Source organism: Chloroflexota bacterium, from assembly GCA_026706485.1.
In the GTDB taxonomy this organism is placed as follows: Bacteria; Chloroflexota; UBA11872; order UBA11872; family UBA11872; genus JAJECS01.
Genome location: JAPOYR010000012.1, coordinates 66,804 through 81,393 on the forward strand (window position 1 = coordinate 66,804; position 14,590 = coordinate 81,393).

Annotated in this window: 13 protein-coding genes; 9 read left to right on the forward strand and 4 right to left on the reverse strand. The window is 69.6% G+C overall.

All coding sequences use genetic code 11. From position 1 onward, the window contains the following. Nucleotides 1-41: 41 nt before the first annotated feature. From cysC to OXG79_13185, 7 genes are read left to right on the forward strand one after another with little or no spacing between them, the layout of a single operon-like run. On the forward strand, nucleotides 42-617 hold the full coding sequence (cysC, locus tag OXG79_13155; protein ID MCY3784714.1) for an adenylyl-sulfate kinase: 576 nt from the start codon (nucleotides 42-44) through the stop codon (nucleotides 615-617). Beyond that, nucleotides 614-1,699: a sulfate adenylyltransferase gene (gene sat / locus OXG79_13160; GenBank protein MCY3784715.1), complete on the forward strand. Its 1,086-nt coding sequence runs from the start codon at nucleotides 614-616 to the stop codon at nucleotides 1,697-1,699. The genes cysC and sat overlap by 4 nt, the downstream gene beginning before the upstream one ends. A 9-nt stretch (nucleotides 1,700-1,708) precedes the next feature. Further along, nucleotides 1,709-2,617 (forward strand): hydroxymethylbilane synthase, encoded by a 909-nt coding sequence (gene hemC / locus OXG79_13165; GenBank protein ID MCY3784716.1) that lies wholly within the window; start codon nucleotides 1,709-1,711, stop codon nucleotides 2,615-2,617. Beyond that, nucleotides 2,614-3,360: a uroporphyrinogen-III C-methyltransferase gene (cobA, locus tag OXG79_13170; GenBank protein MCY3784717.1), complete on the forward strand. Its 747-nt coding sequence runs from the start codon at nucleotides 2,614-2,616 to the stop codon at nucleotides 3,358-3,360. Before hemC ends, cobA begins: the two co-directional genes overlap by 4 nt. Then, nucleotides 3,357-4,130, forward strand: a complete 774-nt coding sequence (locus OXG79_13175; GenBank protein MCY3784718.1) for a uroporphyrinogen-III synthase — start codon at nucleotides 3,357-3,359, stop codon at nucleotides 4,128-4,130. Before cobA ends, OXG79_13175 begins: the two co-directional genes overlap by 4 nt. After that, complete coding sequence (gene hemB / locus OXG79_13180) at nucleotides 4,130-5,149, forward strand: porphobilinogen synthase (protein MCY3784719.1); 1,020 nt, start codon at nucleotides 4,130-4,132, stop codon at nucleotides 5,147-5,149. The genes OXG79_13175 and hemB overlap by 1 nt, the downstream gene beginning before the upstream one ends. Continuing rightward, a complete protein-coding gene (locus OXG79_13185; GenBank protein MCY3784720.1) occupies nucleotides 5,119-6,036 on the forward strand; it encodes a DMT family transporter in 918 nt (305 codons plus the stop codon). Before hemB ends, OXG79_13185 begins: the two co-directional genes overlap by 31 nt. A 69-nt stretch (nucleotides 6,037-6,105) precedes the next feature. On the opposite strand, the gene OXG79_13190 is transcribed toward OXG79_13185, so the two are convergent. The 4 genes from OXG79_13190 to OXG79_13205 all read right to left on the reverse strand — a co-directional run bounded on the left by OXG79_13190 (nucleotide 6,106) and on the right by OXG79_13205 (nucleotide 11,710). Next, complete coding sequence (locus OXG79_13190; protein MCY3784721.1) at nucleotides 6,106-7,524, reverse strand: hypothetical protein; 1,419 nt, start codon at nucleotides 7,522-7,524, stop codon at nucleotides 6,106-6,108. A 173-nt stretch (nucleotides 7,525-7,697) separates the two neighbouring features. Continuing rightward, nucleotides 7,698-9,701, reverse strand: coding sequence for a GAF domain-containing protein (locus OXG79_13195; protein ID MCY3784722.1), 2,004 nt, complete (start codon nucleotides 9,699-9,701; stop codon nucleotides 7,698-7,700). A 67-nt stretch (nucleotides 9,702-9,768) separates the two neighbouring features. After that, entirely contained in the window at nucleotides 9,769-10,944 is a 1,176-nt protein-coding gene (gene ftsZ, locus OXG79_13200) for a cell division protein FtsZ (protein ID MCY3784723.1), read from the reverse strand. Further along, nucleotides 10,934-11,710: a ParA family protein gene (locus tag OXG79_13205; protein ID MCY3784724.1), complete on the reverse strand. Its 777-nt coding sequence runs from the start codon at nucleotides 11,708-11,710 to the stop codon at nucleotides 10,934-10,936. The genes ftsZ and OXG79_13205 overlap by 11 nt, the downstream gene beginning before the upstream one ends. Before the next feature lie 352 nt (nucleotides 11,711-12,062). On the opposite strand from OXG79_13205, the gene OXG79_13210 reads away from it, so the two are divergent. Continuing rightward, nucleotides 12,063-12,602: a sigma-70 family RNA polymerase sigma factor gene (locus OXG79_13210; GenBank protein ID MCY3784725.1), complete on the forward strand. Its 540-nt coding sequence runs from the start codon at nucleotides 12,063-12,065 to the stop codon at nucleotides 12,600-12,602. Beyond that, complete coding sequence (locus OXG79_13215) at nucleotides 12,592-14,586, forward strand: von Willebrand factor type A domain-containing protein (protein ID MCY3784726.1); 1,995 nt, start codon at nucleotides 12,592-12,594, stop codon at nucleotides 14,584-14,586. The genes OXG79_13210 and OXG79_13215 overlap by 11 nt, the downstream gene beginning before the upstream one ends. Nucleotides 14,587-14,590 lie beyond the last annotated feature (4 nt).

The window sequence follows — 14,590 nt, forward strand, 5'->3', positions numbered from 1 at the left end:
ACTTCGCTACCACTCACCAGCTCGAAAGGACCTACCACCGCATGAATCCTGACGGCGTGACCATTTGGTTCACCGGCCTCTCCGGCGCCGGTAAGACCACCCTTGCCGACCTATTGGCGCCTGAGCTGGAAGCGCGCGGCCATCGCGTCGAGAAGCTCGACGGCGACGTGATCCGCACGCACCTGAGCAAGGGCCTGGGATTCTCCAAGGAGGATCGCGACACCAACATCCGGCGCATCGGCTGGGTGTCGGCCATGGGCACCCGCCTGGGCGGCACGATGATCGTCTCGGCCATCTCGCCCTATCGCGACGTCCGCCGCGAAGTCCGCGCCATGACCCCCGCGTTCTTCGAGGTCTACGTCCAGTGCCCGCTCGATGAGCTGGTGCGGCGCGATCCCAAGGGCCTCTACAAGAAGGCGCTGGCCGGCGAGATCGACAACTTCACCGGCGTTTCGGATCCCTACGAGCAGCCGGAGCACCCGGAAGTGGTGGTGAACACCGCCGGCGAAACGCCGCACGCGTCGCTGGAAAAGATTCTGACTGCGCTGGAACGCCATGGGCACCTCGCCGACAGCCTGGAGCCGCTGGCGCCCGCGGTCGCGGGAGCAGTCCGATGAGCGCCGTCGCCGCGCCCCCGGCCCTGCGCCTGGGCGAGCGCCACCTCGGCGACGTCGAGATGCTGCGCGTCGGTGGCTATGCCCCGCTGACCGGCTTCATGACGCGCGCCGACTACACGCGCGTGGTCGATGAGATGCGCCTCGCCGACGGCGCGCCGTGGTCCATGCCGATCACGTTGGCGGTCGACGACGAGACGGCAGCGGCCGTTGCCGAAGGCGACGCCGTGGCGCTGCTCGACCACTCCGACCGCGTCGTTGGGCATCTCGAAGTGCGAGAAAAATTCGGCTACGACAAGCGGCGTGAGGCCCAAGAGGTCTACCGCACCACCGACGAGGCTCACCCCGGCGTCGCGGCGCTGTACGCCCAAGGCGACACCCTGCTGGGCGGTCCGGTGCGCCATGCCGCCGAGGGGCCCACGGGTCCGTTCCCCGACTACCGGCTCACGCCCGCCGAGCTAAAGGCCGAGTTCACGGCGCGCGGCTGGCGCACCGTCGTCGGGTTCCAGACGCGCAATCCGGTCCACCGCGCGCACGAATACATCCAGAAGGCGGCCCTTGAAACCGTGGACGGGCTGCTGCTCCACCCGCTGGTCGGCGAGACCAAAGGCGACGACGTGCCCGCGGACGTGCGCATGCGCTGCTATCACGTGCTGCTGGAGAAGTACTACCCTCGCGATCGCACCATTCTGGCCGTGTTGCCGGCGGCCATGCGCTATGCCGGCCCGCGCGAGGCGATATTTCACGCGCTCATGCGCCGCAACTACGGCTGCACCCACTTCATCGTGGGGCGCGACCACGCCGGCGTCGGCAACTACTACGGCAGCTACGATGCACAGCACATCTTCGCGGAGTTCGACCCCAACGAGCTTGGCATCACGCCGCTGTTCTTCGAGCACGCGTTCTGGTGCCGCGCGTGCAACGGCATGGCCACCACGAAGACGTGTCCGCACGAGCCGTCCACGCGCACGTTCCTCAGCGGCACCGCCGTGCGGGACATGCTGCGGGCGAATCAGGCGCTGCCGGTCGAATTCACCCGCCCCGAGGTGGCGCATGAGCTGGTGGCGGCCTACCGCCGCGACTAGCGAAGCGCCATGAGTCGCGCGGCGCCCTCGGTGCTGCGCGTGGCCACGCGCGGGACGCCCCTGGCGCGCGCCCAAACCGGCCTGGTGATCGACGCGCTGCGGCGCGTTCATCCGCAGGTCCAGTGCGAGCCAGTCGTTGTGCGCACCGCGGGCGACGCCGACACCGCGCGGCCGATCACCGCCCTTGGCGAGCGCGGCGTGTTTACCAAGGCGTTGCAGGACGCCCTGCTCGAGGGCCGCGCGGATCTCGCCGTGCACAGCTACAAGGACCTGCCCACCGAGCCCGCGCCCGGACTCGCAATCGCCGCCGTGCCGACGCGTGGGGACCCGCGCGAGGCGCTCGTGGCTGGCCCCGTGCGCTCGCTGACCGACCTTGCGCCCGGCGCGACCCTCGGCACCGGCAGCCCCCGGCGCGGCGCCCAGGCGCTGCGCCGGCGCCCCGACTTGAACATCGTGCCGCTGCGCGGCAGCGTGGGAACGCGCGTGGCCGCTCAGCGGGAGGGACGCATTCACGCCACGATCATGGCCGTGGCCGGGTTGCGGCGCGCCGGTCTGGATGCGGCGATCTCCGCCGTGCTCGAACCGCCGGACTTTCTGCCGGCGCCTGCCCAGGCCGCCTTGGCCGTGGAGGCGCCGGCCGACCGCCCCGAAGTCCTCGCGCTCGTTGCCCAGATCGAAGACGCTGCGACACGCGCCGCCACCACCGCTGAGCGCACGTTCCTGCACGATCTTCAGGGCGGCTGCTCGTTGCCGGCGGCGGCTCTTGCCGCCGTGAATGGTGACGAACTGGTACTCGATACCGCCGTCTACGTCGAGGACGGCGGCATGGTGCGCACCCACCGGCGAGGTCCCGCCGCCGAGGCGGCGGCGCTGGGCCGCGAGGCGGCGGCCGAGACCGTGGCGCGAGGTGTCACGTGACCGCGCAACCCGGCACCGTGCACCTGGTGGGCGCCGGCCCCGGCGATCCCGGGCTCATCACCGTGCGCGGCCGGCAGATTTTGCAGAGCGCCGACGTGGTGGTGTACGACCGACTCGTCGCCCCGGAACTGCTGGAATCCGCCAGGCCCGACGCTAAGCGCGTTTCCGCCGGCAAGTCTCCCGGAGGCCGTGGGCCGTCACAGGCCCGGATCAATGCGCAGATCATCGAGCATGCGCGAGCCGGGCGGTCCGTCTGCCGGCTCAAGGGCGGCGATCCGTTTGTGTTCGGCCGCGGCGCGGAGGAGATTGCGGAAGTGGCGGCTGCCGGGATCCCCTGGGACGTCGTGCCGGGCGTGACCTCGGCCGTCGCCGCGCCCGCCGCGGCCGGCATTCCGTTGACCCATCGCGACTGGGCCTCCACTGCAACGCTGGTCACGGGTCACGAGGGCGAATCCAAGGACGGCGCACCGGTCGACTGGACCGCGGTCGCCGCCGCCGGTGGCACCATCGTCATCCTCATGGGCGTCGCCACGTTGCCAACGACGTGCGAGCAGCTCATCGCCGCCGGGCGCCCCTCGTCGGAGCCGGTGGCCGTCATCGAGCGGGCCACCTGGCCCGAGGAGCGAATCACCCTCGGCACGTTGGCCGATATCGCCGAAACTGCCGAGCAGCGCGCCGTGCGCAACCCGGCGGTTGTCGTCGTGGGCTCGGTGGTTCGGGCATTGCGGGGCGGATCGACATGAGCCGGCAGCCACGCGTCGTGGTGACACGTCCGCAAGACGCCTCCGACGAATTGATCGACCGGCTCGAGGAGTTGGGATTCGAAGTCGTGCATGTCCCGGCGATCGAAATCGGTCCGCCGCGCAGCTACCAGGCGCTCGATCGACTGGTTGCCGATCCCACGCAGGCCGCTTGGCTGCTCTTCACCAGCCGCAACGCCGTGCGCTATTTCGTCCAGCGCAGCCGGCGGCTGCGGCGGCCCCGGGCCGTGCCGGACGGCGTGAACGTCGCGGTCGTAGGCCCGGCGACGCAGGCCGCGTGCGATCGGGCCGGTATCGACGTGGACCTGAAATCCAAGGGACGCACCGGCCACGATCTGGCCCAGGAGGTCATGTCGCGCGCGGCGCCCGGCGCCGCCGTCGTGGTCGTGCAAGCGGAGGACGGGCGGCCCGACGCGACCGAGCTGCTGGCGCTGGCGGGGTACCAGGCGCGGTCGGTGGCGGCCTACCGCACCCGCAATGCCAGGGTGCCGCCGTCGGTCGCGCAGGCCATCAAGGACGGCGCGGTCGACGCGCTGGCCTTCGCCAGCCCATCGAGCGTGGTGAGTTTCGCCATCGCGCTCGGCGGCCTTGGCAAGGCGCCGGCGACGGTGCGGATCGCGGTCATCGGGGAGACCACGGCGGACGCCTGCCGGCGCGCCGGACGGGCGCCCGACGCGGTGGCGCGGGAGTCCTCCGCGACGGCCCTGGCGGATGCAGTGGCGGATGTCGTGCAAACGGCGGGAGCCGCCTGATGGCTGCTAATGAGTCTCGAACCGAAGACTGGGTTCCGCCGGTCGTGCGCCCACGTCGGCTGCGCGCCACCGCCTCCCTGCGACGGATGCTGCGCGAGACGCGGCTCTCCGCCGATCAGTTCGTCTATCCGTTGTTCGTGGCTCCTGGCAGCGGCGTCGTCGAACCCATCGACGCCATGCCGGGACAGTTCATCCGCTCGGTCGATCGTGTCGTGGACGAGGCGCGCCGCGTCGGGGACCTGGGAATTCCGGCCGTCCTGCTATTCGGCCGCGCGTCCACCAAGGACGCGCAGGGCAGTGAGGCCTCGTCGTCGGACGGTGCCGTCCAGCGCGCCGTGGCCGCCATCAAGGCGGCGGCGCCGGAGCTGACGGTGATCACCGACGTATGCCTCTGCGCGTACACCGACCACGGGCATTGCGGCATTGTCGTCAAGGAGCAGATCGACAACGATCGGTCCGTGGCGCGCCTCGTGGACACGGCGTTGTCGCACGCGGAGGCGGGCGCGGACCTGGTGGCGCCTTCCGACATGATGGACGGCCGCGTTGGAGCCATTCGCGCCGCTCTCGACGCCGCCGGCCACGCCAACGTCGGCATTTTGGCCTACGCGGCCAAGGCCGCCAGCGCCTTCTACGGCCCGTTTCGCGAGGCCGCCGACTCCGCGCCGGCGTTTGGCGACCGCCGCAGCTATCAGCTGGACCCCGCCAACGCGCGCGAGGCCCTGCGCGAGGTCGATCTGGATGTGGCCGAAGGCGCCGACATCGTCATGGTGAAGCCGGCACTGGTAAACCTGGACATCGTGGCGCGCGTGCGCGACCGGGTCACGGTGCCGATCGCCGCGTACTTCGTGAGCGGTGAATACGCCGCCATCAAGGCCGCCGCTGCTCAGGGCTGGCTCGACGAGCGCGCCGCGGCGCTCGAAGCCCTCACCGCCATCGTCCGGGCTGGCGCCCAGATCGTCGTGACTTACTTCGCGCCGGACGCGGCCCAATGGCTCCGCGACGAGGAGATGCGCGACTGAGCGCAAGCGCCTGGCGGGGCATCGCCATGTCGGTGACCGCGGCCTTTCTCTTCATGTGGAGCGGCGCCGTCACCCGGCTCACCGTCCCCGCGTCGCCGGCCGTGGTGACCTTCGGGCGCTTAGCCGTGGCGGTGGCGGTGGTGCTCCTCATCACCATGGCGCTGCGCCGCCCGCTGCGGCCGGCCCTCAGCCTGCGCCACGCCGTGCTGGGGGTGACGCTCTATCTGCACTTCTACTTGTTTACCGTGGCCGCGCAGACCTCGACCGTCGCCCACGCGCTCTCCATCACCTATACAGCCCCGATATTCGTCGCGGCCGGCTCGGCGCTGCTGCTGCGCGAGCCGCCCTCGCGCACTCAGCTGGCCGGCGTCGTCGCCGCCGTGGTGGGCATCGGAATCCTCGCCGGCTTCGACCCGGGCGAGGCCGGCGTCTCGCTGCTCGGCGACCTGGCGGCGCTGGGGTCGGCCGTTACGTTGGCGGCCTACGTCCTGGCGGGACGCTGGCTGCGCCGTGCGAATCCGTTGGAAACCTACGTTTCCGGCGTCTACGGCTGGGCGGCCCTCGCGGCGCTTCCCGGCGCCGCGGTCACCCTGAACGTCGCCGCCCTCGGGGATGCGTGGCTGTGGATCGTGCTGCTCGGCATCGGGCCGCTGGCGATTGGCCACACGCTCATCAACGCCGCCTTGCGCCGGCTGCCCGCCACCGTGCCCAATGTCATCGCGGCGCAGGAAGTACCCGCGGGGGTCCTCATCGGCGTCTGGCTCGTGCAGGAAGTGCCCGGGCCGACGACGCTCATCGGCGGCCTCATCGCGCTTGCCGGCGTGATCGCGGTTATCTCGGGCACGCCCGCCGCCCGGAGCCGCTCGGCCTCGTCGACGCGCGAGTGATCCCCGCGCCCGCGTCGGAGTGAGGCCATCTCCGGCCCCAGAGCGCCGGTGGATGGAACGAGGCGTTCTTCAGCCACCCGCCGCGAGCACCGGGAGCACGGCGAGGATGACCGCGACGAGACTCGCCAAGATCAGGACACTGCACCAAGCCGCGGGCCACGCATAGTCGCGCCAGAACCGCGACCGACCGAGCGACAACCCGCTCCACGCGGCTGCAATTGGGAAGAGCCACAAGAAGCTCGTCGCCGCTCCGTCGACTAGCGGCAGCCACTGGGCGAGCACCTCGCCAGCGAGATCGCGTCCCCGCGCCGTCCAGTAGGTGCGCAGCGCCAGGTCATTCCCATAGCCCGTCGCCACCCCGGCGATCACGATCTCCCCCTCGGGGATCGCATCGTCGTGGGTAATTCCCAGGAATACATAGGGCTCCGGCCCGCTCAACACCCCGACGGCCAGGGTGTAGAGCTTGCCGCCGCTATCGGGTATCGGCGCGAAATCGAAATCCACGGTCGCGTTGCTGAAGCGCGCCCCGCGCACTTCCGCGCGGCTCTCTCGCACCGGACCTGGCGACGACCCGTCGGCGGGGGTCAAGCGGGCGAAGATGTCTGCGGACGCGGTTTCCGGGTCCCCGCTGCCGTCCACATAGGCCCATACGGTGATGCGGTGCCAACGGTCATGGGTTGCGCGGATCCGCTGCTCGACCAGCGAGATGGGACCCGCATAGGTCCACGGGACATCGGGGGGCCGACGCGAGTCCTCACGGTTGAATTCCGCCAGCAGTACGAATGCGCCGGCCGCCAGCAGCGCCGCCGTCGCCACCAGCGTGGCCCAGCGGCCGCCGCGACCTCCCATTGACATCTCACGGGAACGGCGAGCCGGCTCCGCCCTCGCTGCCAACAGTTCGACAAGGACCACGACCAAGGTGGCGCCTGCCATGAGTTCCGAACCCTCCTCGAGGAAGTGCTTCCCGACAGGGCTCATGTACTGGGTTCCTGCAAAGACATCGCGGAGAACTGCGCCCAGCCCAACCGTTACCGCGACTCCGGTGAGCAGCGCCAGCGCCGGGTGACGGCGCAGCGTCGGGTATGCGCCCCAACTCGCTGTCGCCGCCAGGAGGGCAACGAGCGGTGCGACCATGGGCAGCCAGCGGTCCCTTGGCGGCACGTCGGAGAGGTTCATCGACGCCTGGAGCGCCTGGTGGTATCCGAGCCTGTCTTTGAGCTGAGTCAGTTCCTCGGCGGCGACCAGCGCCGCCAGCAGCGCGACGCTAAGCCAGCCAAGCGCTCCCAGCCACTTTGGACCCCTGACGGGAGTCGCCGAACGGAACAGTTGCGCCCCGGCCAGGACGGCAACAGCGCCCCAAATGATCGCCGCATATAGATTCGCGGCCGTTTGCTCCCTATTGAGGATCACCTCTTGGCTCGCCGGCGAGTCGCCCCACTCGGCCAGAGCCGACACCACGGCGAGAATCACGTTCAGGGCCAAGAACACCGCGAGTAGTCGCGCGCGGATCTGCCGGGACCGTGTCGCCGATGCAACGGCGCGCAGAGCCGCCTTGCCCACGGCTAGCAGAGCAATCGATCCATCGCGCGGCGGAGCGGGGACAGCGCCTGGGACTCACGATGGAGGCGCCGGCCTGCCAAGCCGGCCCACGGGCGACGCACCTAGGGCGCGAACCTCAGCGTCGCCACCGCCCCGGGTCCGTCGTCGCGCGCCGCGATGGCCACCGAGCCCTCCAGGTTGCGCTCCGACAGATTGCGCACGATGGACAGGCCCAGCCCGAGATCGGATTCGAGATCGAAGCCCGACGGCAATCCGCGGCCGTTATCGGCCACCGTCACGATCAGCGTCGGGCCGTCGACCTCCGCCGTCACCTGAATCTGCCCGGACGAGCGCCCTTCCAATCCATGCTGAAGGGCGTTCCACAGCAACTCGTTGACGACCAGGGCGAAGACCGACGCCTTGTCCGAGGTGATCTGCGCCGGTTCGGCCTCGACCTGGATTTCCACCGAGCGACCGCTCACCGCAAGGTCGGCGCGCATCAGCGTCACCATGGCCTCGACGATCTCGCCCACCGACGCCAGCCCGATGTTCTGGCGGGACAGCAGGTCGTGCACCTGCGCCATGCCCGCGATGCGGCCGGCGCTGAGCTTCAACAGCTCCGCCGCCTCGTCCGTTTGCGCGCGCCGCGCCTGCATTTCCAGCAGCGACTTGATGGTCTGCATGTTGTTCTTCACGCGATGGTGGAGCTCTTGCAGCAGCAGCGATTGGCTCTCCAGGCTGCTGCGGGCCTCCTCGAACAGGCGCGCGTTTTCCATGGCGATCGCCGCGTGATTGCCGAAGGTGAACGCCAGGTCCACCTGCTCCTGGCTGATCTCGCCGGGCTGCAGGCTGTAGAGACTCACCGCCCCCAGCACGTCGTCGCCGGTGATGAGAGGCACCGAGAACATGGCGCGGTAGCCCTCCCGGCGCACGAGGTCGGGCGGCGCTTGCAGCAGGTCGCTGTTCATCGAGTCGGGCACCACCACCGGCGCGCGCGTCTGCACCGCCCGGCCCACCGCGCCCTCGCCCAGCGCCAGCCGGTGCTGCGCGTACTCCCGCCCCAGATTGAACGAGGTGATGATGCGGAGCTCGTCGTCCGTCACGCGCCAGATGGCCGCCTTCTCCATCCCCGTCAGCTCGGCGGCCTGGCGGGCGATCTGGGCCAGCACCGACTGGAGCTCCAGGTTGGACGCCAGCGTGCGCGCCAGGTTTTGCACCGACGTGAGCTGCTCGACCTTGCCATGCAGCGCGTCGTCGGTTTCGCCGTGCAGGCGCGCGTTCTCCACCGCGATGGCGATATGGCCCGCGGTGATCTCGGCGAAGCGAATCTCCTCCCGGGCGAAATCGCGAAACTCCGTGGATGTGACGTTGAGCACGCCGATCAGCCGGTTGACGGTGAACAACACGATGGGCACGGCCAGAAAGCTGCGCAGCCGCTCTTCGCCCAAGCCGGGCACGTATTTGAAACGCGGGTCCGACCACACGTCGCGCACCGGCACCGGACGGCCGATCTTGGCGGCCTCGCCCACGATGCCCTCGCCGATGCTCAGCGTGAGCTGACCCACCGCCTCGGGGTTGAACGAGCGCGTGCCCCGCAGGATCAAGCGATCGATGGCCGGGTCGTAGAGATAGATCGTGACCTCTGGCGCGTCCAGCACTTCGCCCACCGACTCGACGGTCAGTCGCAGCACCTCTTCCAGCTCGAGTGACGAATTGATGGCCGCATTGATGCGGTCCAGGCCCTCGATGGTCTCGGTGAGTTGCCGCTCGCGCTTGGTGGGACTCGAGCTGAGGGCCACCACGGAGCTGTGGCCCTGCAGGAGGGCTTCGACGACCAGCGCCTGCAGCTCCTCCAGGCGCTCGGCGGCGTGCAGCCGCTGCGAGGCGTCCAGACGGGCCAGGTAGTCGGTCGCGGCGTGCCCCAGCCGTCGAATCGCGGTCGCGGCCAGCACCGCCGCCGAGCCTTCGTGACTCGCGGCTTCCGCCCCTGCGGCGTTCAGGTGCTGGCGGAACTCCAGGGAGACGCCCAGGTGCAGCGCCAGGCGCGCCAGCTCGTGGGGCGGCGCGGTGACGCGTCCGCCTTCGCGGTCGGCAAGCCACAGGGCCAAGCTCTTGGCGTCAACCATGTCGGCGCCATTATCGACGGGCAGCGGCCTCATGTCCGGTCGGTTGGGGCCGCGGGCGCTCGGCTCGTCAGTTGCCGGCGGCGCCGGCCTCGTCGCGCTGGTCTGGCGTGGGAACCATCGTGAAGGGGGACTTGGCCGTCGCGCCTCGCCCCGTCCGACGTCGGGCGCGGCGACGCGGCATCGACGATTGCGCGGCCGACGCCGGCCGGCATCCCGTGGCGATCAGCGTGATGCGCACGCCCTGGGACAGGCGCGGGTCGATCACCGAGCCGAAGATGATGTTGGCGTCGTCGGCCACCACGTCGGCCACCGCCTGCGCGGCCGTATTCAACTCCACCAGCGTGACATCCTCCGACGCGGTCACGTTGAGCAGCACGCCCCGCGCGTCCTCGATGCTGGTTTCGAGCAGCGGGCTGTGCATGGCCTCGTTGACGGCCGTGACCGCCCGGTCCTCGCCGGAGGCTTCGCCCACCCCCATCAGCGCCGGGCCGGCGTTGGACATCACCGCGCGCACGTCCGCGAAGTCCACGTTGACGATTCCGGTCGTGAGGATCAGGTCGGTGATGCCCTGTACGCCGCGTTGCAGCATCTCGTCGGCCATCACGAACGCGTCGCCAATGCCCATGCGCGGATCGGACATCTTCAGCAGCCGGTCGTTGTGGACCACGATCAACGCGTCCACCTGCTCGCCCAGGGCTTGAATCCCGCCCGCGGCGATCTGGTTCCGCCGCGTGCCCTCGAAGGTGAACGGGCTCGTCACCACGCCCACCGTCAGCGCGCCCTGCTCGGAGGCGATTTCGGCGATGGCCGGCGCGGCGCCGGTGCCCGTGCCGCCGCCCATGCCCGCTGCAATGAACACCATGTCGGCGCCTTCGGTGGCTTCGGCCAGGGCGCCGGCGCTCTCGCTGGCCGCCTTCTCGCCGCGCCGCGGGTCGCCGCCCGCGCCGAGTTGCCCGGTGGTGTGCGTCCCGATCTGCACGACCTCCGAGGCGCGCGAGCCGCGCAGCGCCTGGGCGTCGGTATTCACCGCCACAAACTCCACGCCGTTGAGCCCGGCGTCGACCATGCGGTCCACGGCGTTCACCCCGGCGCCGCCAACGCCAATCACGCGAATTTGAGTGAATCCGGTCGCCCGCCCCGGCAGCGGGGCGTCGCGCGCCAGGATGCGCGGCACCAGCCCCGGCGGCCGGTTGTTGGCCTCCATGCGCGCGGGATCGAATCCGCCGTGATCGCTAGGCGGCACGGGTGAGCACTTCCTCGGCCAGGGCCTCGTAGGCGTCAACCGCCCGCCGCACGCCGCGGCCGCGCGCGCCGGGCGCAAAGATCGACAGCCCGGAGCTCGACGCTTCCAGAATCTTGCTGTTGGTGGGGATTCTCGCGGCGAACATCTCCGCCTCCCACTGCTCCTGCAAGTATCCGGCCACGTGCTTTTCCTCGCGCAGGCGTCGGTCGAACTTGTTGAGCACGATCCCCAGCACGCGCAGGTTCGGATTGACGATGGTCACCTCTTCGATGCTCTCCGTGAGCATCTGCAGGCCGCGCAGGGAGAAGAAGCGCGCCTCCGTGGGAATGATGACCCACTGCGCGGCGACCAGCGCGTTGAGCGTCAGCACGCCCAGCGACGGCGGCGTGTCCACGAGCACGTAGTCGTAGTCGTTGTCGATGCGCATCACGTGCTCGCGCAGGCGCATTTCGCGGCCCAGCTTGGTCTGAAGCTCGCTCTCCACCGCCGCCAGTTCCGGCGTGCCCGGCACCAGGTCGATGGCGACGTCCGTGGAGTCCTGCACGCGGTAGCGCGGCAGCTCGGCGTCGCGATGCAGCAGGGAATCCGCCAGCGAGGGCGACACCGCCTTGTCGAGGCCGAACGAGGACGTGAGGTTGCTCTGCGGGTCCGTGTCGATGACCAATACGCGCAAGCCGTGGCGGGCCAACGTGACGGCAAGGTTGGCGGTGGTCGTGGTCTTGCCGACGCCGCCCTTCTGATTGGCAACGGCGATGGTGACAGCCATAGGCGTCTCCGAGCGCTGCCGCCCACGGGCCCCCACGGCAGGCAAACGCCCGCAGCGATGGTAGGCGTCGCCCGCAATTGAGTCAACATAATTGTCAACGGGGAATCGGCTCACGGTAAGTCCGTCATTCCCGCGAAGGCGGGAATCCAGGCCGGTCGAATTTGAAGGCGCGCCGAATGCTTGGCGTCGGGCGGGTCGGAGACCCGCCCCTGCCGGACTCTCGGACGGTCTCCGTAGGCGGGGATCGGCAAACAAACCCGGTCATTCACCGTCGCCGCAGGGAACGATTGCCCCCCAAACGGCGTACTTGTCTATGCAATACCCCGCAGAGTGCGGGTCATGAGGGCGGCTTATGACCGATGAACAGGCTGTCCTGCGCTGTCAGGACGGCGATCGTGAGGCGTTTCACCACCTCGTGGAACGCTACCAAGACCTGCTCTATCGCACGGCCATGCTGATGACCGGAAGCCGGGCACTGGCCGAGGAGTTGGTCCAAGGGGCCTTGCGCTCGGCATGGCGGGGCATCCACGGCTTCCAGCATGGATGCCCGGTCAAACCCTGGCTGATGCGCTATCTCGCCCGTGAGGGCGTGTCGCAGCGCCGCCGTCGGCCATCGGCCGGCGTCGTCCCGTCCAGCCCCGGGCAGCCGGACGACTCGGACGAGGCGCAGCACGAGCGCCAGGACATGCGCCAGGCCTTGGCCGGCCTGGATGCGGACCAGCGGCACATCCTGGTGCTGCACTACTTCGCCGATCTCACCGTCCCCCAGCTGGCGAAAGCCCTCGACGCTGGCGAGGACTCCATCAACACCCGCCTCAGCCGCGCGCTCGGTCACCTGCGCGAGCGGCTCGAGGCGCAAGGTGCCCAGGAGGTCGCCAACGATGGCTCCTAACTACTCCACCGACGAATCCCTGGGCGACGCGCTGCGGGAGTATTTCGCGGCGGAAGCCCCCTCGCTCCGTGCGCCCTTGAACCTTTGGGACTCCTTGGAGGGTCGTCTCGAAGAGCCCCGGCGCATGCCGCGCCTTCGACGCAAAGTTCTAGCCGCCGCCTCGCGCTATTGGTTCCCCACGTTGGCCACCGGCGGAGCGGTCGCGGCGGGCGCCGTGCTGGCGGTCTGGGCCACATCGGCAAACCTGGGAGAACCCCAGGTCGTCGAGAAGTTCGTGACGCAAGAAGTCATCAAGGAGGTCCCAGTCGAGACCATCGTTACCAGAGAAGTGATCAAGCAGGTTCCGGTCGAGACCGTGGTGACCAAAGTAGTCGTGAAAGAGGTCCCGGTTGAGGCCGTGAGGATGGTCGAGGTCGAGAAGGTCGTAACCAAGGAAGTCATCAAGGAAGTCGCGGTCGAGAAAAGCGTCGTCCGAGAATCGTCGGCGGCGTACTCACGCGCCCCCACCGCGGCCCCACCGGCCCCGGCGACGACCCGACCGCCGGCCACGACCTTCCAGGACAACCGGCGGCAGCCCGTCGTCGCCACCGTTGATGACGCGGTGTCGACTTTCAGCCTGGACACCGATCGCACGTCATACCAGCTGGCGCTCAACTGGGCGCGGCAGGGCTACGACATCGAGCCGGACTCCGTGCGGGCCGAGGAGTGGATCAACGCCTTCAACTACCAATACGCCCAACCTGCTGATGCGTGGGGCTTCGCCATCACGAGCGACGTCGTGGCCCACCCGCTGGACGAGCGCAAGCATCTGGTGCGCCTCGGGTTCCAGGCGGCGGAGGTCCCGGACGACCGCCCGCTCAACGTGACGTTGGTGCTCGACGCCTCGGGCTCGATGCGCGACGGCAACCGGGTGGACATTGCCCGGGCGGCGGCGGAGACCATCCGCCAAAGCCTGCGCCCGCAGGATCGCGTGGCGGTGGTGCACTTCACCAGCGATGTGATTCACGACCTCACTGTGGAGCATCAAGCCCCGGATCACTCGGCGGTTTGGAACTCCATTCGGTCTCTCTCGCCGCGTGGCAGCACCAATGTGCAGGCGGGGCTCAATCTCGGGGTCCAACTGGCCGACCGGGCGCGGCGGGAACGGCCCAGCGCCTACAACTACGTCATCCTGATGTCGGACGGCGTGGCCAACGTGGACGCCACCAACCCCTTCGCGATCCTGGAGTCGGCCTATGACCGGAACGCGGGCAATCCGTTGCGGCTCATCACGGTCGGCGTGGGCATCAACAATTACAACGACGTGTTGTTGGAGCAACTGGCGCAGCACGGCAACGGGTGGTACCGCTACTTGGACGACACCGGCCAGGCGCAGGCCACCTTCAGCCGGGCGAACTGGCTGGCGCTGTCCACGCCCTTCGCCGACCAGACGCGGGCGCAGGTCACCTGGGATCCCGACGTGGTCAAATCCTGGCGCATCGTCGGCTATGAGAACCGGGTGACGTCGGACGCGAGCTTCGCGGAGGACCGCAAGGAGTTTGCGGAACTGCCATCGGGCGCGGCCACCACGGTGTTCTACGAGGTGGAGCTGCACGACGGCGTGCGCCGCGGCGAGGACCTGAAGCTTGGCCGGGTGGAGTTGCGCTGGGTGGTGCCGGAGACGGGCCAATCGCGCAGCCAGCAGGTCGAGGTGACGGGTCGGAGCAACCTGGGCTTCGGCAGCCATGAGGCCGACCCGCTGTTGCGGTTGGGCGGCATCGTGGCGCTGGCGGCGGACCGCTACAGCAGCCTGCCGCGGGGCGCGGATTACGGCGCCGCGGGCGTGTCTACCGACCTCGCCATCCTGCAAGAGGAGCTGAGGGCGCTGGCCGGGCAGCTGGGCGGCTTGGATGCCTACCGTGACTTCGGCTTCCTGCTGGAGCGCATGGCGGAGCGGGCCTACACCCAGGCTCCGCCGAGATCCCCCTCCGGCTACAGCCGCTAGTCCT

Coding starts and splice junctions, on each gene's coding strand:
- OXG79_13185 (MCY3784720.1), top strand. CDS start 5,119: ATGGCTCCGCGACGAGGAGATGCGCGACTGAGCGCAAGCGCCTGGCGG.
- OXG79_13210 (MCY3784725.1), top strand. CDS start 12,063: ATGACCGATGAACAGGCTGTCCTGCGCTGTCAGGACGGCGATCGTGAG.
- OXG79_13175 (MCY3784718.1), top strand. CDS start 3,357: ATGAGCCGGCAGCCACGCGTCGTGGTGACACGTCCGCAAGACGCCTCC.
- OXG79_13195 (MCY3784722.1), bottom strand. CDS start 9,701: ATGGTTGACGCCAAGAGCTTGGCCCTGTGGCTTGCCGACCGCGAAGGC.
- hemC (MCY3784716.1), top strand. CDS start 1,709: ATGAGTCGCGCGGCGCCCTCGGTGCTGCGCGTGGCCACGCGCGGGACG.
- sat (MCY3784715.1), top strand. CDS start 614: ATGAGCGCCGTCGCCGCGCCCCCGGCCCTGCGCCTGGGCGAGCGCCAC.
- OXG79_13205 (MCY3784724.1), bottom strand. CDS start 11,710: ATGGCTGTCACCATCGCCGTTGCCAATCAGAAGGGCGGCGTCGGCAAG.
- hemB (MCY3784719.1), top strand. CDS start 4,130: ATGGCTGCTAATGAGTCTCGAACCGAAGACTGGGTTCCGCCGGTCGTG.
- OXG79_13215 (MCY3784726.1), top strand. CDS start 12,592: ATGGCTCCTAACTACTCCACCGACGAATCCCTGGGCGACGCGCTGCGG.
- cysC (MCY3784714.1), top strand. CDS start 42: ATGAATCCTGACGGCGTGACCATTTGGTTCACCGGCCTCTCCGGCGCC.